This is a genomic window from Paenibacillus sp. JT22N1, from assembly GCF_059692155.1.
This window is the reverse complement of the sequence record NZ_JCAUAW010000013.1, coordinates 152835-173139: the sequence shown is the minus strand read 5'-3', so window position 1 is coordinate 173139 and position 20305 is coordinate 152835. Positions and strand designations below refer to the sequence as shown.

General features: G+C 47.7%; 17 protein-coding genes. 1 reads left to right on the top strand and 16 read right to left on the bottom strand.

Annotated elements, in window-relative coordinates; genetic code table 11:
* Position 1: 1 nt before the first annotated feature.
* Genes AC58UU_RS24515 through AC58UU_RS24495 form a run of 5 tightly spaced genes read right to left on the bottom strand, consistent with a single transcriptional unit; the run spans position 2 to position 4350 of the window.
* The gene (locus AC58UU_RS24515) at positions 2 to 1282 is read right to left on the bottom strand and encodes a peptidase (protein ID WP_497319732.1); all 1281 of its coding nucleotides are present in this window, start codon (positions 1280 to 1282) and stop codon (positions 2 to 4) included.
* Between the two features lie 60 nt (positions 1283 to 1342).
* Positions 1343 to 2005, bottom strand: coding sequence for a 3-oxoacid CoA-transferase subunit B (locus AC58UU_RS24510; RefSeq protein WP_497319565.1), 663 nt, complete (start codon positions 2003 to 2005; stop codon positions 1343 to 1345).
* Positions 1972 to 2703, bottom strand: coding sequence for a CoA transferase subunit A (locus AC58UU_RS24505; protein ID WP_497319564.1), 732 nt, complete (start codon positions 2701 to 2703; stop codon positions 1972 to 1974). Before AC58UU_RS24505 ends, AC58UU_RS24510 begins: the two co-directional genes overlap by 34 nt.
* Positions 2700 to 4052, bottom strand: a complete 1353-nt coding sequence (locus AC58UU_RS24500; RefSeq protein ID WP_497319563.1) for an aspartate aminotransferase family protein — start codon at positions 4050 to 4052, stop codon at positions 2700 to 2702. Before AC58UU_RS24500 ends, AC58UU_RS24505 begins: the two co-directional genes overlap by 4 nt.
* A gap of 34 nt (positions 4053 to 4086) precedes the next feature.
* Positions 4087 to 4350 carry a YokU family protein gene (locus AC58UU_RS24495; RefSeq protein WP_497319561.1) on the bottom strand — a complete coding sequence of 88 codons (264 nt, stop codon included), beginning with the start codon at positions 4348 to 4350 and terminating at the stop codon, positions 4087 to 4089.
* A 351-nt stretch (positions 4351 to 4701) separates the two neighbouring features.
* On the opposite strand from AC58UU_RS24495, the gene ablB reads away from it, so the two are divergent.
* Positions 4702 to 5559 (top strand): putative beta-lysine N-acetyltransferase, encoded by an 858-nt coding sequence (gene ablB / locus AC58UU_RS24490; RefSeq protein WP_497319559.1) that lies wholly within the window; start codon positions 4702 to 4704, stop codon positions 5557 to 5559.
* 18 nt (positions 5560 to 5577) lie between these two features.
* Here the strand turns inward: ablB and rpoN are convergent, their stop codons facing one another.
* The 11 genes from rpoN to AC58UU_RS24435 all read right to left on the bottom strand — a co-directional run bounded on the left by rpoN (position 5578) and on the right by AC58UU_RS24435 (position 20296).
* On the bottom strand, positions 5578 to 6903 hold the full coding sequence (rpoN, locus tag AC58UU_RS24485) for an RNA polymerase factor sigma-54 (protein ID WP_497319557.1): 1326 nt from the start codon (positions 6901 to 6903) through the stop codon (positions 5578 to 5580).
* A 118-nt stretch (positions 6904 to 7021) separates the two neighbouring features.
* Positions 7022 to 11074, bottom strand: a complete 4053-nt coding sequence (locus tag AC58UU_RS24480; protein ID WP_497319555.1) for an FIMAH domain-containing protein — start codon at positions 11072 to 11074, stop codon at positions 7022 to 7024.
* A 210-nt stretch (positions 11075 to 11284) separates the two neighbouring features.
* Complete coding sequence (locus tag AC58UU_RS24475; protein WP_497319553.1) at positions 11285 to 12202, bottom strand: C40 family peptidase; 918 nt, start codon at positions 12200 to 12202, stop codon at positions 11285 to 11287.
* A 2-nt stretch (positions 12203 to 12204) separates the two neighbouring features.
* Positions 12205 to 13305 carry a dipeptide epimerase gene (locus AC58UU_RS24470; protein ID WP_497319552.1) on the bottom strand — a complete coding sequence of 367 codons (1101 nt, stop codon included), beginning with the start codon at positions 13303 to 13305 and terminating at the stop codon, positions 12205 to 12207.
* Positions 13306 to 13382: 77 nt separating this feature from the next.
* On the bottom strand, positions 13383 to 14315 hold the full coding sequence (locus AC58UU_RS24465) for a S66 peptidase family protein (RefSeq protein WP_497319551.1): 933 nt from the start codon (positions 14313 to 14315) through the stop codon (positions 13383 to 13385).
* A gap of 75 nt (positions 14316 to 14390) precedes the next feature.
* A complete protein-coding gene (locus tag AC58UU_RS24460; RefSeq protein WP_497319550.1) occupies positions 14391 to 16034 on the bottom strand; it encodes a peptide ABC transporter substrate-binding protein in 1644 nt (547 codons plus the stop codon).
* A gap of 31 nt (positions 16035 to 16065) precedes the next feature.
* On the bottom strand, positions 16066 to 17112 hold the full coding sequence (locus tag AC58UU_RS24455; protein WP_497319548.1) for an ABC transporter ATP-binding protein: 1047 nt from the start codon (positions 17110 to 17112) through the stop codon (positions 16066 to 16068).
* Between the two features lie 5 nt (positions 17113 to 17117).
* Positions 17118 to 18035, bottom strand: a complete 918-nt coding sequence (locus AC58UU_RS24450) for an ABC transporter permease (RefSeq protein ID WP_497319547.1) — start codon at positions 18033 to 18035, stop codon at positions 17118 to 17120.
* A gap of 1 nt (position 18036) precedes the next feature.
* On the bottom strand, positions 18037 to 18969 hold the full coding sequence (locus AC58UU_RS24445; RefSeq protein WP_497319546.1) for an ABC transporter permease: 933 nt from the start codon (positions 18967 to 18969) through the stop codon (positions 18037 to 18039).
* 21 nt (positions 18970 to 18990) lie between these two features.
* On the bottom strand, positions 18991 to 19815 hold the full coding sequence (gene dppA, locus AC58UU_RS24440) for a D-aminopeptidase DppA (RefSeq protein WP_497319545.1): 825 nt from the start codon (positions 19813 to 19815) through the stop codon (positions 18991 to 18993).
* A 124-nt stretch (positions 19816 to 19939) separates the two neighbouring features.
* Positions 19940 to 20296, bottom strand: a complete 357-nt coding sequence (locus AC58UU_RS24435; RefSeq protein ID WP_171688071.1) for a DUF3870 domain-containing protein — start codon at positions 20294 to 20296, stop codon at positions 19940 to 19942.
* Between the last annotated feature and the right edge of the window lie 9 nt (positions 20297 to 20305).

Below are 20305 nucleotides of genomic sequence, written 5' to 3'. Positions count from 1 at the left end.
TCTATGCCTCCATTCCGTCAAAACCACACCAATGAATCAGGGTCAATGCGATGATCTCCGCTGCTTCAAACACATGATCCAGCACAATGTGCTCATTAGGATAATGAGCCACTTGTGTGATACCTGGACCGAAAACAATACAAGGCGTTTCGCCGAGCTGCGTGAGCAAACCGCCGTCTGTTCCCCATGGCGATGCTTCAATCGTAGGTTCTTCTTGCTTAACCTCTCGATATTGCTCCATCAGAACTCGCATCAAATCATGCCCCGGATCGACGCTGCCTGGGACCCACCGGGCTCCAAACCATTCAACTACAGACGGATGTTCTTCAAACCAAGGGTCTTTTTCCTTAAGCCCCTCCATCCACCGGGCCATTTCCTTCTTAGCCTCATCAAGCTTCTCCTCAGGTGCAACGCCCATTCTTCCCTCTAACTTTACGGTGTCCGGTACAGATGAAGGCCAATTCCCTCCATGAATGACACCTATATTAATAGGGATTGGAATGGGGTTTTGAGCGTACAAAGGATCCGAGATCCGAGCATTTCTTTGCTCCTCAAGCTCCCGGATATGCTGCATCACGATCATGCTTTTCTCAATGGCACTAATCCCTTCGTACCTGGTTCCGCCATGCGCAGAACGGCCTTTGACCTCAATACGGAACCACATTGAACCCTGCTGCTTCGGAAATATGCGTAAATTGGTAGGCTCCGGAATAAGGGCCGCATCTGCTCGATATCCCTTCACAATCGCAGCCAATGTCCCTACCCCGCCGCTTTCCTCTTCAATGACGCTTTGCACAATGACGTCACCCTTCAATTTAATACCAAGACTCTGAATAGCCTCAACAGCAAGAAGTAGAGAGAGATTTCCGCCTTTCATATCCGTTGCCCCGCGTCCATACAGCTTCCCGTCCACCACATTGCCACTAAAAGGATCATCTGTCCATTGATCCCGATTTCCTTCCGGAACGACATCGATATGTCCATTGAGTAGGATAGAACGTCCCCCTCCAGAACCTTTCATTACGCCAACTACATTGGGACTGCCTGTAAAACGGTTTCTAGGAGAACAAAAATAAGGATGTGTCTCCAGGGTCACTCCATCTGGCTCCCAGACATCAACGTCTAATCTCAACTCGCGAAATTTATCGGCAATTAAGACCTGAACCTCTTTCTCATTGCCTTGCGTGCTGGGGATTCTGACCATCTTCTGCAGAAAACAGGTTCCTTCTTCACGATGAAGACTAATCCATTCATGAATTTGCTTTTGGAGTTCAGCGTTCAGATTGGGCAAAGAAATTCCCTCCTTCAGATAGGCATATGAATACGAGTCTGTAACACACGATTATGGAATGTACGAGATGTTCTCCGGAATGATTAATGCAGCTTCCGTGTGATTTACAACGTCTTTTACCGTATAAGGCAGCATGATTTCTTTTAAAAGCAATCCTTGCTCCGTGACCTCCATCACGGCCATTTCCGTAATAATCAATTTGACACAGGCCTGCGCTGTTAGCGGCAAGTCACATTGTTTTTTAACCTTGGATTCCCCCTGCCGGTTGACATGGTTCATAAGAACGATGACTTTTTTGGCTTTTTGCGCAAGCTCCATCGCCCCTCCGATCCCTGCCACCCGCTTCCCCGGTACGATCCAATTGGCCAAATCCCCGCGCTCACTGACCTCTAACGCCCCAAGTATTGTGATATCGATACATCCCCTGCGAATCATCGCAAAAGCAATGCTGCTATCGCAGTAGGAAGCTCCATTGGTAATCGTGACGGGGTATCCTCCCGCGTTGCAGAGAAAAGCATCTTCTTCGCCAGGAAGCGGGGCTCCCCCTGCACACAATATCCCATTTTCCGCATGAAAAACGACGTGAATACCTTCAGGAACGTAATCCGCAACCTGGGTCGGGATGCCGATTCCTAAATTGACGGCCATGCCATCCTTTAATTCTTGAGCAGCCCGCTTAGCTATTCGGACGCGGGTTTCTTTTCCCATACCCATTCCCAAGTCACCCCTCTGCTCAATATCACCATATCCACGAAAATGCCTGGCGTTACAATGTTTTCGGGGTTCAGCTCGCCTAGCGGTACAATCTCATCGACTTCAGCAATCGTAAATTTCCCGGCCATGGCGACCAATGGATTTAGATTTCTGCCGCTTTTATCATAGACAAGATTCCCGTACGGATCGGCTTTTTTAGCATGAACAATAGCAACGTCTGCCGTCAAAGCCGGCTCCACCAGATATTTTTTCTCGTCGATGGACACGGTCGCCTTTCCCTGCTCCATGATCGTTCCGACACCGACATCCACCAATATCCCGCCAAGACCTACGCCGCCTGCCCGAATTTTTTCCGCTAACGTTCCTTGCGGGTAAAACACCACCTCCATCGTCCCTTCCTCCATCCTTAGGCCGGCGTTAGGATTGGAGCCGATATGGGAGGCAATCACCTTCTTTACTCTGCCTGCTGTGATTAAGCTACCAATGCCGATATGCGGAAACCCGGTATCATTCCCAATGATCGTGAGATCTTTAATCCCCTTTTGCAAAATTCCTTCGATCATCGTCGGAGGCGTTCCAATGCCGCCGAACCCGCCATACATCAGCGTACATCCATCGGTTATCGCTTGAAGCGCATCTTCCAATGTCTTTACCTTTCCGCCTATGACCGAATGTGTGTTCTCATGCAGCTCCATCATATCTCCTCCAATTCGGATCGGGTAACCTGGGCCATGACTTCCCGAATGGATTCATCCAAAATCCGCACGAGCTGGTCGATTTCTTCTTCTGTAATCACGAAAGGAGGGGCCAAAATAATGGCATCCCCTACCCCGTCCACCGCGCCTGCCGCAGGATATACGAGAAGACCGTTTTGAAAGGCGTTTTCGACGATTCGAGAGGTGACACCTAGCCCAGATGGAAATGGCAGCTTGTCGGTCCGATCGGAAACAAATTCCATGGCCAGAAGAAGTCCTTGGCCCCTTACATCGCCGATGATCTCGATCTGGTCAGCCATTTGGCGCATCTTGCCCAGCAAATAGCTGCCTTTGATCTCTGCTTCCGTGACTAACTGATGCTTTTCGATATAGGCGAGAACGGCCAGTGAAACTGCAGCCGATTGGGGATTTGCGCTGTAAGTATGGCCAGACATGATGCTTTTGGATCCTTTCAAAATGGGTTCCATTACGTGATCTTTGACCAGAGCTGCCGCCATCGGCGTATATCCGGCGCTCATGCCTTTTCCTAGAGCTATCAGATCCGGTTCGACGCCATGATGCTCCATGCCGAACATAGCTCCTGTACGGGCAATCCCCGTCATGACTTCATCGGCGATGAATAGTATCTCATTCCGTTCGCAGATCTCCTTGATCCTCTTGTAATATCCTTCAGGTGGAACAATAGCACCTCCAGCAGCACCAATGATCGGCTCTGCAATAAATGCAGCAATATGTTCGGCACCGATCCGCTTTATAGCGGTTTCCAAATCGTCCGCACATGCTAACTTGCAATCCGGATAGGTCTTATTCAAAGGACAGCGGTAGCAATACGGGGGCACGACAACCGGATAGTCCTCTAATAAGGGAATAAATCTTCTTCTTCTAAGGACATGGCCTGACATCGAAAGAGCGCCCATCGTAATACCGTGATAGCTCATCCGTCGTGAAATAACTTTATTTTTTCCTTGACGCCCCTTCTCCTGCCAGTACTGAATGGCAATCTTCATCGCCGTCTCCGTAGCTTCCGATCCGCTATTCACAAAGAAAGCCCAGTAATCATTGCCTGGCGCCAAATCACTCAGCTTCTTCGCCAGCTTTTCGGCTGGTTCACTTGTAAACTGAGAGCGGTAGACAAAAGAGACCTTGCTCGCCTGCTCCAGCATCGCATCGATGATTTCTTGAACCCCGTGCCCGATTCCGGCTGTCACAGCCCCCGAGGATGCGTCTATATAGGCTTTGCCTTGATCATCGTACAAAAAGACGCCTTTTCCATATTGAATGGTGGGATAATGGTGATCCAAAACCGGCTTGATTAAATGCTCCCGCGTCATAAAGCACCCCCCATTGTTAACCATCGCTACGGTTTTATTTGAGAAACATATTCTTAACCCGCGGAGCCTTCAACAGATCTCCATAGCGAAATGTCGTTCCAAGCGCAGACACATCATGCCAATAAAGTGTCTCTTCGATTTGCTGCGCGGTGCTCTCCAATACGTAAGTCCCGCAGTTGGAACATTCGATAGCGGGGACTTCCAAAATCTGAACCGCAACTCTCCCATCCGGCATGACCCAGTAGCAATCTTTCACGCTTTCACGGATATCCTCTGTTTCACACCACATGCAATTCATATTCGTCCGCCTCCTCAATGTACCCCACAAAGTGAAGTAATGCTTCGAAGCTTAGTCCTATTACTTTGCGGGGACCCCAGAATATATTTATATATAGAACATTCTTATCGCTACCTGATTACTATGCAAAATAGATGCCAACTTTTCGAAATAAGCATCTAGACTTCTTTCAGGGTAAATTTTCGCGGGAAAAGCCGCCAAAAATTTTGCAGTTGCTATTTTTTTGGCAGCAAAATTAATAATTCATACGGTATTGCGCGCACGATGTACTAACGTAGTCTCGGTTTACAGTTGGCACCATTTTTGCAGATAGCTGAATGGAACGATTTTAGGGAGAAAGGGGAATGCTGGATGCCAAGTAATCTCCCAACGTATACAAATCATGTGGAAAATGGCGAGGATTTTAGTGTAAGCTTTTGCCTCGATTATTTTAACAAAAGGTTACGGGTGGATGACTATCTGGGAAATGTGGATACCATCTGCAAGCGAATAGTGGAAATTGCCAAAGCAAATGCTTTGACCAAAGTGTTTATTAAATCGCGAGAGGATGACTGGCAAACCTTTCTATCCAAAGGCTGCATGCTGGAGGGAATTTATAAAGGATATTTCAACGGTCGCGACGCCTACTGTATGGCTCTGTATGATGATCTTGAGCGGCGGACTAGCGATTATTGGATGGAGGAGGATCACATTCTAAAGCAAGTGCTAGCTCTTCCCCTCAAGCCAGATCGGCCCTTGGTTCCGGAACAATGTAAACTGCGTATAGCTGGGACGGAGGATGCAGAGCGGCTTTCTGTTTTATACGATCAAATATTTCAAACGTACCCGACACCGATGAATGATCCTTTGTACGTCGAAAAAACCATGTGGGATGGAACGATTTATTATCTCGTTGAATCGCCGCATCAACTGATTAGCGCCGCCTCCGCAGAGATCAATACAGTCTACGCCAATGCGGAAATGACGGATTGCGCCACACTCCCTGCTTATCGTAATCAAGGACTCATGAGACTGCTTATGCATGCTTTGGAAGATGAATTGATCGCGCGAAACATCACATGCGCTTACTCCTTATCCAGAGCCCTTTCATTCGGAATGAATGCCGTTTTCTTCCAGATGGGGTATGGTTATTACGGCAGACTAACGAAAAATTGCGATATCTACGATAAATTTGAGGACATGAATTTGTGGGCCAAAATGTTGAAGTGATTTTAACCCCTTTAGAAACTATATGCGTTTCCTTCTCAGGGAAGAAGAAATGCCTAATTCCTCCCGATATTTGGTTACTGTACGGCGAGAAATTTGAATACCTTCCTTCATCATTAGCTCTGTCAGCTTCTGGTCGGAGTAAGGCTTCGCATGGTTTTCCCCATGGATCCATTCCTTTATTCTCGCTTTTACGCGTTCCGAGGATGCTGGATCTCCAAGGTTCATTTGCAAACCGGAGGGAAAGAAGTGCTTCAGCTCGAAGATGCCCCATGGCGTTTGAGCATATTTGCCAGACGTCGCGCGGCTGACCGTCGATTCATGCACACTGAGTTTATCGGCAATATGCTTCAGAGTCATCGGTTTGAGATGGGAAGTCCCCTTCCAGAAAAAATCAGTCTGCTCCTCCACAATGGCTTGCGCTACGCGGAATATGGTCCTACGTCTTTGCTCCAAACACTTCAGGAAGAACATCGCAGAATTTATTTTACCAAAGAGGAACTTTGTTGCCTCGTTATTGTCGCTGCTATCCTTCACCATTCGTTCGTAATAACCATTTACCGAAAGGCGGGGCGACGCAGCTTGATGAATCAACACAGTGAGCTGTTCGCCTGCCTTTTCGACGATGACCTCGGGAATAATATATGGCACTGTTTCTGTATGAAATGCTGCACCGGGTCTAGGATTCAATCCTTTGATCACATCAATCGCAGCCTGAATTTCTTGTGATGTCACTTGCAGCATCGTCGACAATTTATGAATGCGATAATCAGCAACATCCTTCAGATGATTACGAATTAGTAAGGATACTAACGGAAAGCACTCCGACAAGGACTGAACCTGAAGAAGCAGACATTCACTCAAATTTCTTGCTCCCACGCCGACGGGATCAAAGCCCTGCAAGATCCTTACCGCAAGCTCCGCTTGAGCAAGATCAACCTTAAATACGTCGGATATTTCATTTAAGGATGGTACAAGATATCCATTTTTATCCAGATTTCCGATCATAAACGCGATCATTTTACGAATGGATGGCTGGATCTTTTTTGAAAAGCCCAACTGCTCCTTTAAATGCCTTTCCAAGGATACCTCGTTCGATACGGCGTCATGTATGGGGTCATAGATATGATCACGCCTGACTGCTGCACTTTGGAACTTATGAGAGACGTTATAAGCATCCCATTCGTTTCCAGTAAATTCCAATACCGGGTTATCATTCATCTCCTGCTGGATAACCTCCAGCAATTCCGGTGTCGATAGCTGGAGAATCGTTATGGCTTTTCGCAATTGCGGAGTCAACCGCATTTTTGCGGCTTGCTGTTGGAACATTCCGTATCCTGGGCGCATGTCATCACCCCTTTATGTTTTTGCTTATATATGTATTCAAGTACGATCCCTTTTTGTCCATTTCGACCAGAAAAGAAAGAAGACGCCGTTTGAAATAACGACGTCTTCTCATATTTCACTACGATACAGTCCACAATGCGATCAGGTAATTTGCGCTCGCATTGAGTATAGATGCGGCATGTTCCGTTACATGATCCATCGATGTCTGGTTAGTCAGATGTTTGATGAAATCGCCCATATGCTTCGCCGCTTTGTCTTTCGAGCCTTTATTCAGCTGATGTTCTGCTTGCTGCAAGCTATTCTCAAGCTGAGTGAGCACAGGACCCGTCAATTCACCTGAAGTTGCGAAACGGTTTAGAAGCTCATTTATCCCGTGAACGCTTGTTCTTACTTTGAACGTATATTGTATTTTACGCTCGTTTCCTGCGTTATCCGTTACAGTAACTGCAATAGTGTGCGAACCGAGTTTACTGGTCAAATCAAGTGCCGTTCCGGCGGCATATGCCTCTCCATCAAGCAGGATGAAGGTTCCGTTAACACCCGACAGGTTATCTTCTGCTTGTACTTCCAGAGTTAAGGTTTGATCATTCTCAAACTGAGCTCCTTCGCTTAGATTGGCGCCATTTGCGTTCAGCGACACAACTGGAGCAGTCGCGTCTATTCTTACCTGTAAGTATTGATCAGCTTCCACATTCCCTGCCTTATCAACGGAGTGGTATGCGATTGTGTAAATGCCATCCGTTAGTTTGATCGGTCCTGTATATGCAACAAATCCATCTGTCGGAGCCGTCGAACCATACACAGACTCGGTTACGACTGAGAGCTTATACTCCGTTTTGCCGATACCTGAAAAATCGTCCGTTGCGCTCAGCGTTACCGTAACGGGGGTTTGGTACCACTGGCTATACTGCACACCTTCCAACTTCGCGACAGTAACTGGAGGCACGATAAAATCAACTCCAGCCGCGTTGCTGAAGCCCGACTCACCAGCTGTGTTAACTGCGGTCACTTGATAGGAGTACGCCGTATCCAGCATCAAACCTATGTCCGCATAGCTCGTGCCAATATCAGCAGAATCGTTTATCTTCTTAAAGGTTCCGTTCTTTGAATCAGCACGGTAAACATTGTAGCTCTGAGCCCCAGGTACAGCTGTCCAGTTCAGCGTAACTCCCGTCGCTCCATTCACTACAGCCGTTAAACCAGCCGGTGCATCTGGGATGACAACTTCCTCGACAGTAACAATCGCCGTACCTTGGCTAATCGCAACGATCTTTCCTTTGGTGTTCACTTCGGCAACAGCGATATACTGGCCGTTCGCTGCATCAATGGCTTGACCATCAAAGATAGAAGACCACGAAGACGCATCGTCACCGTAATAGTTAGCAGGAACCGGGTTCGTATCCGACGACAACTTATATTTGAACGTGTTCCCCGCTACGGAAGGCGCATTGAAGTGAACGATGGTCTTGCCATTGTTCCAATAGCCTTGTGCATCTGAGAAGGTGAGTCCTTTTACCTTGCCGGGCTCATAGACTTCTCTCGTCGCAAAAACTTTCACTTCATTGAAACCCTTGGACCAAGTTTGCGTGCTATTGTCTGACGCTTTTTTAATTGCTGAGACCGTTACCTTGATGTAGCGGTAGATCCCCGACAAGGTGTTGCTTGTAAAAGCCACTTGCTTGTTCGAGCTGTTATTTGAGATCACGGTGTACGTGCTTCCGTCCTTGCTGCCCTCCACGATGTATTGAAAATACATTTCAGATCCATTCACTTGCGGGAAGCTCAAATCGATTCGGCTAAGATCGTACAAGGCGCCAAGATCGACCTGCCACCAATAAGGCACGTTGGTGTTTGCCGTATCGAATTTGGTGGCATAATTGCCGTCAACCGCATTGGCTGATGGCAGCGCTGCGCTTTCGGTTGACGACGTCGCAGTTTTCCCTTGCGAAGCGTTGATGTAACGGGACTGATCGATGATACCCGTCTCGGCGTTCAAGCTCCAATTGCCGCTGTATTCCATGTCAAGGGTCTGGCCCTCGGTATTAAGCTTAAGTGGGAGCCAAATATATTGCGAGCTTCCTAATTGGTTTGCGAACCATCGGTCACCGGCATAAATGTAGGACGTTTCCTGTGAGCCAAGCACTGTAATAATAAATGAAGGCTGGCTGTAAAAGGTCGAATTTTCTCCGAAATTCTTCAGATCCGACCACTTATTTTCCTTGATTGAGGTAGAAGTTGAATACTTCCCTTGATTCGGGTACCAGCCGGATTGGCCGGAAGTAAGCAAATAATAAATACCGTCTTTCTTCAAAATGGCAGGCGCTTCTCTTCTTTGTCCAGCATACAGCGTATAAAGAGGCTTCTCTACTCCCGTGTAGTCCTCAGTTAGTTGATATATACCGAGATCTTTATTGCCGTTCGTCGAAGAAATCAAGTACGCCGTACCATCATCGTCCTGAAATACGGTAAAATCCCGATTGTCCTTACCTAACCGGCCATCTGCTTCATATACCCCTTTATCTGCCAAAGGTCTGAACTTCGCGACAAATTGGTAATTGCCGTCGACTGTATCCGATACAGCCACATAAGCATTCGCCTCGTTGTAATTGCTGCCCATTTCCCAGTGACCCCACATGACATACTTTTTCGTTTTCTCATTGTAAAGCACTTTAGGACGTTCGATCTTGGCGTCGGTGAGGTTGGCCGTATCCGACGCAATCGTGAGCGCCTGGTTGCGGAATTCCCAGTGGATCAAATCCTTAGATGCATACACCGATACCGCCTTGAAGACAGCCGAATTGTGGCTCTTGTCTTCACCGAACCAATAGTATGTGTCGCCTGATTTGATGACGCCACCGCCATGGGCTTGCATCACATTGCCGTCCGTGTCTAACCAAGGGACGCCGTTGGCAATATTCCCCTGCTCCGTCGGGTTAGGGATTGGATCATCCGAATCGGTTGGCGTGACCGTGGTCGTCTCGCTTGCAGCTTCGGACAGGTTCGATTCATCAAAGGCATTTTCTTCCGTCGCCTTATAGGACAACTTGTAATAATACGTCTGTCCCATTCGGAGACTGGTATCCACATACGAAGTGTCGGTGCCCGTGTATACCGCATTCGTGAATGGGCCAGACGCGCTGCCGCCCCGGTAAAGAACATAAGCGCTTGCACCGCTTGTTGCATGCCAGTTCAAGGAAATGGAATGATCCGTTGGATTCGATGCGGTTAGACCCGTCGGAGCGGCTGCTCTCGCAGTTGTCGTAACGTCCTTCGCTGTGGAGAATGTCGATTCCAGCGCACTAACCACAGTCGATACTTTGTAATAATACGTTGTTTGCGCATTAAGGCCTGTGTCACGGAAGGCGTTAGCCGAACCTTTGTAGACTTGCGCAAACGTATCGTTAGCACTGGTCGATCGGTAAACACGGTAAGCCGTTGCGTCAGCTACATTATCCCAGGTCAACGGGATCGACGTCGCCGTTACTGTCCCAGCAGTCAAGTTGGCAGGAGCGGCAGGTAGGTTAGAAGCGTCTGTGATTTTCACGTCGTCAAACTGAGCCAGTCCCCATTTGGTACGAAATCCGACCTTGCCCGTCGTCCATTTACTATCCGTCACATCGAAAACCAAGACATCGTCGATATAACAGCGAATTGTGGCACCCTTTAGTACCATCTTCAGTGTGTACCATTTATTCGATACGCTGGCAAAAGGGACAGCAGCCGCAAGCATAGTCGACGCGCCTGCCACATTTTTGCTGAGTTCGACTCTGGCTTCACTCGTCTTGTTGACTCTGAACATATAGTAATTGTTCGCATCTGTGTATCGGGCCACTATACCAGGATATGCGCCTCCATCTGTCAGCTTCACCCTAGCCTCAATCGCATAGTCGGCAGCCGTTAGATTGTTCGCAATAGCAAAAGCTTCTGTTGATGTATTGTTCTGATAAAATACTTTGTTGGCCGCATTGTCGGTGTCATTCGTAGCAATCGACCATGAATTGGCCGCGCCGGTAAGCGTCCACCTATTTGTTGAACCGCTTTCAAAATTATCCTCGAATAAAACAGTCGGCGCACTTGCGGATGCAGATGGTAAAGCAATGACTGGATACACCATCGAAAGGATCAGAATGGCCATCATGATCTTCGTTCGAAGGTTATTAAACTTCGTCATACTATGTACCCCCTTAGTTGAATTAGAATTCTACTGAAGTATACACAGCCCGCTTCAATCATTAATAGTGAATAATCTATACAGTTATCAAAAAGTATGTTAAATCACATATATAAAATATTGCTTTTTATGAACTTTCTTAACTATTCACTCCTTTAAAATAAAAAAAACCCGTAAGATCATCATCTTACGAGCTGTTTGAACACTGAGCTAGCTCCAGTACCGCCTTGACACGCAGTGCTCTTTGGCTAACTTATAGCTGCTTAAATCCACAATTTCAATTGATTTGATCGATTCAGGGGAATGGATCATCCGATTGTCTCCGGCATAGATCCCTACATGGTGAATAGCTCCCTTGCCTTCATCATAAGCGAAAAAGAGCAAGTCCCCCGGTTCCATCTGTCTCTTTGCAATGAGCGTTCCCTGCTTAGCTTGGTCAGAGGCATCTCTTGGAATCGAAATCCCAAAATATCTGTGCATGTTATAAGCAAAACCAGAGCAATCGTAGCCAAATGAGGACATTCCGCCCCATAAATAAGGCAGATCAAGAAATCTTCTCCCCTGCTCCACGATTCCACATCCGATATGGCCTTCACCAGTCTCAGGGATCAGAGAGCCATCGATTAAGCGGACCTCGTTCGCTTTTAAATAACCGTCACCCTCTGGCGTCTTCACCTTTACCCAATCTTCGGTTTCATCAAAGACAGGAAGAGAGGTCAGATAGCTCAACTCGATCGAGCGTTCGGACGGATTCCGGTACAGCCATGCTTGAGTTGTTATCACTTCCGCTATCTTCGAGCCAGCAGGGGCCTCCTGCTCTGTAATCAGTTGGCGTCTTGGCACCCAACCGGGGTAACCCGAAGCTTCCTTACGTGTTCCCTGCTGCGGAATGAGCACTTTGATCCAATCTTCCAGTTCCTCCACAACCAGCACGTTGGTACCATATAGAATTTGGGTCTGAATCCGGTTCCCTTTCCACAAGTCCAGCTTATCGTCCAGCGTCATGCTGCTCAACCATTCTCTGATTTCTGCCGGATGCTTCAATGCAGGCTCATCCATGGGCCGTGGAGATTCCGGCTTCGTCCAAACCGTTGCGACGGAAACAGCGACTGTCATCCGTTTCAGCATACTCATGACCCCACTACACTTTCGCTGGGGACCACATCACGAATGCCAAGGCCTGCTTCTTTCGGGAAGGTCATCATTCTGCCGTCATACTTCACACCACCTATCACAATATCGTTCAGCATCATGAGAGGGGCATCAAAATCAAAACGGGTAATGTTCTTCTTGCTAGCTGCCAGATGAGCTGCTGCTGTTACAGCCACACGAGATTCGATCATGCTTCCCACCATGCACTCCACACCGAACTCTTCTGCGATATGGTTAATAATTTGCGCTTTGTAAATACCGCCGGATTTCATTAGTTTGATATTAATCAAATCGGCTGCGCGGTGTTTCAGCACTTCGAAGGCTTGTGCCGGAGAAAATACACTCTCATCTGCCATAATGGGGGTTTCCACGCTATCTGTAACCATTTTCAGCCCTTCGATGTCGTTAGCTTTCACCGGCTGCTCTACCAATTCAATATCAAGCCCCAAATCCTCCATGCGGCGGATAGTCCGGATGGCGTCCTTTACCTGCCACCCCTGATTCGCATCTATGCGAATTTTCACGCTGCTGCCGACACAGCTGCGGATTTCCTTAATTCTTTCGATATCCTCTTGGATATCATCTTTACCAACCTTAATCTTCAGTACATTGAAGCCTTCCTGCACATAACGGATAGCGTCTTCTCCCATTTCCTTAGGTGAATTGACGCTTACCGTGTAATCCGTCTCTATCTGATCCTTATAACCACCGAGGAACTGGTACAATGGGAGACCGCAATACTGCGCGACTAGATCGTATATAGCCATATCTACTGCCGCTTTGGCACTGCTGCTGCCTATCATTGAATGATGAATCTCTTGCAGAATGCGTTCGTACGCCAGTAGGTTTTTGCCAATAAGTAAGGGGGTGAACGTATTTACAATTGCTGAATGGATACTATCCAGGCTGTCACCGGTTATAACAATCGTTGCCGGTGCCTCTCCCCATCCGATCCTGCCATCATTAGCCTGAATCCGAACGATGATAGACTCCGTTTTATACACCGTACGCAGTGCTGTTTTAAATGGCTTAATGAGCGGAGTCGATTGCCGCATTACTTCAACACTTTGAATGTTCATGTTTGCCTCCTGAAAGTTTTGTGCAGTTATGCAAGCGAAGCGGGCTTATGCCACAAAACGACTTCGGAAGCATAAGCTTATGCCTCTACACCGGGTTCCGTACATGCCAGCAGCTTATCATACGTACTCATTCTTGCTCCTATGCCCATCGGAACCGCAATATTGGGAGAGCAGTGGCCGATCTTAAATCCAGCGAGTGTCGGCTTCCCTGCAGAAACGATGTGATCGTTAAATATTTGCTCTAAAGTAAGCGACACCTTCCGTTTGTTCGGCAAACAATTGTTAAAATCGCAGATTAGAATGCCGGCCGCATCGGCAAATTTACCTGCTAGCCTTAGCTGGTTTAGCATCCGATCCAACCTATAGGGCTCTTCATCAATATCTTCAATAAAAAGGAGTTTCCCTCTCGTGTCCAGCTCATATGGAGTTCCAAGTGTACTAACAATCAAGGAAATGTTCCCTCCTACGAGGGCTCCGAACGCTTCTCCTTCAACTAAGGTTTGCAGAGGGGAAATCTCCTCTGTATAGCGAAGAACGGACTGGCGAAGAAGCGTTTCATAATTTTGAATCGTGAGCGGGTGCACATCTTCTTTTCCCAGATCGATCAACATCGGACCGTGAAAGGTAACCAAACCCGCTAAACGTCCTATCGCCGCATGTAGAAAGGTAATGTCGCTGTAGCCCCAGAAAATCTTCGGATTAGCGCGAATGAGCTCATAGTCCAGCAAATCCGCCATTCTCCCAGTACCGTAACCACCACGCGCACAAATGATCGCTTTGATCGTCGGATCGGCGAACATGGCATTCAATTCCGCTGCCCGCTGCTCATCCGTTCCTGCCAAATAGCCATGCTGCATATTGAGAGTCTCTCCCAGCCGCACATGGAGACCCAACTCCTCCAGATAGGACGAAGCCGCTTTCACTTGATCCTTGTCAGCCCAACTAGCCGGGGCCGTTATGGCTACCGTATCGCCAGGATTTAACCGCCTAGGCTTTATTAGCTCAACCATCCATGAAGCACTCCTTTTACGCCTGAAAAAAAGGGAGAAGCACCTCTAACAGGTGCATCCCTCCGTCATTCAATTTTATTTCAAATCTGCCCACTTAAAGTCGAGGAAGCCGAAAGCGTGTCTAACGACGCCTTCCAATTTGTCACTTTGCAGGTAAGTGGAGTTATAGAAGTAAAGCGGCAGAACAGGAGCTTCGTCCATTAAAATCTTCTCCGCATCATGCATCATTTTGTATCGTTTAGCCTCATCTGATTCTACATATGCGTCTTTGATCAATTTATCATAAGAAGCGTTAACCCACCCTGTTCGGCTGAACGGATTCGTCGATTGGAAGCCGTCCAGGAAGTTGATCGGATCGGCAAAGTCCGGGAGGAACGAAGAACGTGACAATTGCAGCTGCAGAGCCTTTTGTTCGGTAGTCAGAACTTTGCCTTCTTTGTTTGCCAGTTTCACATCAATACCTAAGTTATCTTTGAGCATAGCTTGAAGAGTTTGAGCAATTCGTTGACTCACATCGTTCGTGTTATAAGTCAAAGTAACTTCAGGCAGCTTCGTGTATCCGGCTTCCTGCATCCCTTTCTCCAAAAGCTTTTTCGCTTCGGCTGCATCAAACTTGATCAGGCTGCCGCCAACCTTGCGGAAGTCTCCACCCGCAGGATCCTTAAGTCCAGGAGATACATAACCGTCTGCTGGTTTCTGCTTTTGCTTCAATACCAAATCTACAAGCTTCTGTCTGTCTACAGCCGCAACAAAAGCTTTACGGATGTTGACGTTATTGAAAGGTGCCATTTTCACATTAAAACGGTAGAACGCCGTTCCTGCAGCATCTTCGACCTTTACTTTATTTTCTGCAAACAATTTATCGCTCATGTCAGCCGGAATGGATCCTGTTGTATGAAGCTCGCCGGTAGTGAAGAGCTGGTAAGCGGTATTGGTATCATTGATCATTTTGAAAGTAACACCCGTCAGTTTTACGTTTGCAGCATCCCAGTACTGGTCGTTTTTCACCATTTTCAGCTCGCTATCGTGCTTCCATTCGGTAATTTTGAACGGCCCGTTACTAACTATCGTTGCCGCTTCGCCTGCCCATTTGGCATTGCCCTCCACGGTAGCCTTATGCACGGGGAAGAATGCTGGGCTGGAAACCATGCCAACTAACCAAGAAGCAGGCTGGGTCAAAGTAACCTCAAGGGTCTTGTCATCCAAAGCCTTAATTTTTACATCATTGGCTGTCCCCTTACCGGAGTTGAAAGCTTCTGCACCTTCAATAGGATATGCGAGGAAAGCTGCATCAGATGCTGTTTTTGGATCCAGAAGACGCTTCCAGGCATACTCAAAGTCGGCAGCTTTAACGGGATCTCCATTGGACCACTTAATGCCATCGCGCAGCGTAAACGTGTACTTTTTCCCATCAGGACTAACTTTCCACTCTTTCGCCATAGCCGGCTCAGGAGCCTGGTTCTTGCCTAGACGCGTCAATCCCTCAAACGCATTGTTAACAACGTCGTAAGAAACTTGGTCAAATCCTTTCGGAGGATCGAGGGATGTTGGTTCTTTTAAGTTGTTGTAAAGGAGGATTTTGGACTTCGTTTCTTTGGCTGCTTCCGTCTGTTTGGCTCCAGACTCTTGCGTTCCGGACCCTGGATCTTTGCTACATCCGGCTAGTAACGTACCGAATACCAATACGGAGCTGATTAGCAATGCTGAAACTTTTTTCATGAGCACATCTCCCCTTCGTTCATGGTCTTATTTATCCTAGAGCTGACATACTGTTACTCTTCATCAGCGGCTGGAATACAAATTGAGAGCGCAGATCCTGAAGCCAGCAGGCTACCGAATGGCTGCTCGATACAGCAGTCTGCTCTGGCTGATATGCACCGCATACTTCCATGGCATAACTGCAGCGCGCTGCAAAAGCGCAGCCTTTGGGCGGAGCAAACAGATCCGGCGGTGTTCCCGCGATCGGTGTAAGCGGAAGCGACTTGTCTGTGTCCAGACGCGGCATGGAAGCCAGCAGCCCTTTGGTGTACGGATGCTGAGGATTGTGGAACAGGTCATATACGGTCCCTGCTTCGACGATTTTACCCGCATACATCACATTGACCCGATCGGCCATATTAGCAACAACGCCAAGGTCATGTGTGATGATGATAATAGAGACGCCGGTTTTCTTCTGAAGCATTTTGAACAGCTCAATGATTTGGGCTTGAATGGTGACATCCAGTGCCGTAGTCGGCTCGTCCGCAATAAGAACGGAAGGTTTGCATACCGCAGCGATAGCGATCATAATCCGTTGTCTCATGCCTCCGCTGAACTCATGTAAATATTGCTTCAAACGCATCTCGGGGTTGGAGATACCTACCAGCCCGAGCATTTCAGTTGCTTGCTTACGAGCTTCTGCACGCGATATTTTCTGATGGCGGATGATCCCTTCTATAATCTGCTCACCGATGGAGATGGTGGGATTTAAGGCTGTCATCGCATCTTGGAAAATCATTGAAATTTCAGAGCCTCTCAGCTCTCGCAGCTGCTTCTCACTGAGTAATGTCAGTTCCCTGCCCTTATAGCGGATGCTGCCCTGGCTGATCTTCGAGCTATGCTCGGGAAGAAGACGCGTCATGCTGCGGGCGGTTACACTTTTGCCACAGCCGGACTCACCTACAATAGCCAAAGTCTCACCCTTAGTTAATTTAAAGCTGACTCCGCGGACCGCCTTAACCTCTCCCCCATGTGTGGTGAAGGAGACATGAAGATTATCCACTTCCAATAGAACATCGGATGTGCTGCTTTCATTCACGTTGGCTACCTCCTCCTCTTCGGATTAAAAGCGTCCTGCAATCCATCGCCCACCAGATTAAAAGCAAGCATTGTCATCGATATGAAAAACGCCGGATAGAACAACCGCCACCATTGACCTGATAAAATGGTCGACAGACCGTCATTGGCCATGACGCCCCAGCTTGCCAAGGGAGGCTGAATACCTAGGCCAAGAAAGCTTAAGAACGCTTCTGCGAAGATGGCTGATGGCACCGAGAACGTCACTTGCACGATAATGACTCCTAGCGCGTTGGGCAGTAAATGTTTGCGGATAATATAACCCGCGCCTCCGCCTAATGTCCTTGCCGCCAGCACGTACTCCGAAGATTTCAAACTAAGCACTTGTCCTCGCACGATGCGTGCCATTCCGATCCAGCCTGTGGCACTTAAAGCCACGATGATGGTCAATAGGCCAGGGCCCATGACGACCATCAACAGGATGACGACAAGTAAATAAGGGATCCCGTACAAAAGATCTACGAACCGCATCATGAGATTGTCGATCCGTCCGCCTAAGTAACCGGCGATGCCGCCATATATAATGCCGATTACAAAATCGATTAAAGCAGCCATGAGGCCGATAAATAGCGATATGCGTGCTCCGTAAAGGATACGGGCATAGACGTCGCGTCCAAGTTCATCCGTCCCGAACCAGTGGGCTGCCGATGGTTTTTGATTGGCATCGAGCAGCACCTGTTTCGAGTAGCTATGGTCGGTAAGGAACGGTCCAAAGATGGCCATCAGCGACATTAATAGAACGATGATTAACCCCGCCATGGCCAGCTTGTTTGCACGAAGCCTAATCCATGCTTCCTGCCAGAACGACAGCCGTATTCGGACAATCGCTTCAGCCGTACCTTTATTCTTGCTCATTGGGACAAATAAGGAATCTGGAACGTTCATTCTACCCCTCCTTCCTGTGCAGCTTGATGCGGGGGTCAATGATGCCGTAGGCGATATCCACCAGGAACATCATAAAGACTAAAAGAGCGCTATAGAATACAGTCGTGCCCATAATTAGCGAGTAATCGCGATTATTAATGCCATCAACGAAATATTTGCCCATTCCCGGAATAGCGAAAATCTTTTCGATAACAAAGCTCCCCGTGAGAACGTTAGCTACCAAAGCGCCAAGCAGTGTGATGACCGGAAGTACCGCATTGCGAAGCGCATGCTTCAAGACTATCGTTGCGGGCGACAAGCCCTTGGCCCTTGCCGTTTCGATGTAGTCTGCGGTCAATACCTCGAGCATGCTGGCTCTTGTTAATCTAGCAATGATCGCAAGAGGCCCTGTTGATAACGCAAGTGCGGGTAGGATGACATGTTTCCAGGTTCCCCAAGTAGCTACCGGAAGGAGTTTCCATTCGACAGCTACATATTTGATCAGCAAGGTCGCCACAATGAAGTTGGGTACTGCAATGCCAATTACGGCAAAGATCATGGCGAGATAGTCTATGATTCGGTTCTGCCTCAATGCAGCAACTGTGCCGAGTGCGATGCCGGTCACGATAGAAATAAGGATGGACACGATACCGAGCTTATACGAAACCGGAAATCCCCTATCGATCATAGAATTGACGGTATCTGGAAAGTGGCCAATGGACGGTCCAAGGTCCAATGAAAGCAGCGATTTTAAATAAAGCACGTACTGAGTCGTAATGGGTTGGTCCAAATGATAAAATTCCATCAAGTTCTGAACCGCTGTCGGATTCGAATTCTTGCCCTCCTTTTCGAAAGGCGAACCCGGAACAGCATGCATCAGTGCAAAAGTAACCGTAATAATTAGCCACAGTGTGACAATCATGGAGATAAATCTGCGAAGAATATATTGTGCCACGCTATCACCCACTCCCGCTTTTTAACAAAATGCCGTTCTCATCGCCAATTCAGTCATGACCAACATGGCTCGGTAGGCCTCTAGAATATTTTTAGCCTGAAAAGTAACAATAGGGCTGTTATCATCTATGGTCGTACCCGGCATCAGGTGAGCCCACTCCGCTTGACCATAGTTGGCAAATTCAATCTTCAGCACCGGATGATCTGGAGGTACGAGCGGCTTGACCTTACTGCGATTAGCTAATGCTTCCTTCGTTTTCTCCCGGAGCAGCTGCCCGCTTTTTTCCGGGGTTAGGCACAAAGCCGAAGTCCGGGAAATCCGCCTTTTCACAATCGCTGTCGTGATTCCCGGAATAAGCTCCTCCGCCTCAATCGCAGTCTCATCGTCCCCAGCTACCAATAGAACAGGTACGCCGTAATGTCCGGCAACATAAGCATTAAACCCCAGCTCGCCAATTACTCTATCATTAATGTACATATTACGAACGCCGAAGATCATCGTATGGCTTAGTACCCCTTTGGTAGCCGCTCTAGTGTGATAGCCTAGAAATGCCGCTCCTGCAAAAGAGGCGTCTAATCCCTGTACCATAGAAAAAGGCTTCACATCACCTGAGATCAACTGTGTTTCGGGATGGAGCTTCTCGATCAACAGATTGTTCATTTTGGAGTGACTATCATTGACAATGACTTCTTTGCAACCTTCATCAAAAGCGGTTCCTATAACATGATTGGCTTCTTCTGTCATGATGTGCTGCCCGCGTGTGTAGTTATACTGCTTAGAATCGATAAACGTGTTATCGACAAGCCCCGTGATGCCTTCCATATCAATGGAAATATACAGTTTCATAGGTTAACCTCCCAGATTGTAGAGTTGCAAAAACCCAGCAAACAGCCTTGGGAACATTCCTCCCAAGAGACTATTTGCTGGGTTTTATTTACGGGTATGTTTCCATACGGATAAATAAAGCAGCTTACACTGTACCGGAAGATTGGAAACCCAGTTCTTCTCGGCCGTTAAGTGCTAATTTATATTTTTTTTGAGCGTCTTTGTACGCTACGCTCAGAGCCTTTTGAGATGATCCATGATATCTGCGTCGGATTTCCTCCGTCACCACATCAAGGAGCAGCATATTGTGACCGATAAAGATCGAGCGGACAAAATCCGATGTGAGCGGAATTGTAGATGAACATCCTGCATCGATAATTTTATGACTGGTGGTATCTACGACAAGTCCGATAAAAAATGCGTTGTACTGCTGGGTAATAGGATTGTTCACGGAAGCCTGAGCGTCGCCGATAACATAAATTGTGTCTTTGTCGTATAGCAAACGACCACT

Coding starts and splice junctions, on each gene's coding strand:
- AC58UU_RS24510 (WP_497319565.1), bottom strand. CDS start 2,005: ATGGGTATGGGAAAAGAAACCCGCGTCCGAATAGCTAAGCGGGCTGCT.
- AC58UU_RS24505 (WP_497319564.1), bottom strand. CDS start 2,703: ATGATGGAGCTGCATGAGAACACACATTCGGTCATAGGCGGAAAGGTA.
- AC58UU_RS24500 (WP_497319563.1), bottom strand. CDS start 4,052: ATGACGCGGGAGCATTTAATCAAGCCGGTTTTGGATCACCATTATCCC.
- AC58UU_RS24495 (WP_497319561.1), bottom strand. CDS start 4,350: ATGAATTGCATGTGGTGTGAAACAGAGGATATCCGTGAAAGCGTGAAA.
- ablB (WP_497319559.1), top strand. CDS start 4,702: ATGCCAAGTAATCTCCCAACGTATACAAATCATGTGGAAAATGGCGAG.
- rpoN (WP_497319557.1), bottom strand. CDS start 6,903: ATGCGCCCAGGATACGGAATGTTCCAACAGCAAGCCGCAAAAATGCGG.
- AC58UU_RS24480 (WP_497319555.1), bottom strand. CDS start 11,074: ATGACGAAGTTTAATAACCTTCGAACGAAGATCATGATGGCCATTCTG.
- AC58UU_RS24475 (WP_497319553.1), bottom strand. CDS start 12,202: ATGCTGAAACGGATGACAGTCGCTGTTTCCGTCGCAACGGTTTGGACG.
- AC58UU_RS24470 (WP_497319552.1), bottom strand. CDS start 13,305: ATGAACATTCAAAGTGTTGAAGTAATGCGGCAATCGACTCCGCTCATT.
- AC58UU_RS24465 (WP_497319551.1), bottom strand. CDS start 14,315: ATGGTTGAGCTAATAAAGCCTAGGCGGTTAAATCCTGGCGATACGGTA.
- AC58UU_RS24460 (WP_497319550.1), bottom strand. CDS start 16,034: ATGAAAAAAGTTTCAGCATTGCTAATCAGCTCCGTATTGGTATTCGGT.
- AC58UU_RS24450 (WP_497319547.1), bottom strand. CDS start 18,035: ATGAACGTTCCAGATTCCTTATTTGTCCCAATGAGCAAGAATAAAGGT.
- dppA (WP_497319545.1), bottom strand. CDS start 19,815: ATGAAACTGTATATTTCCATTGATATGGAAGGCATCACGGGGCTTGTC.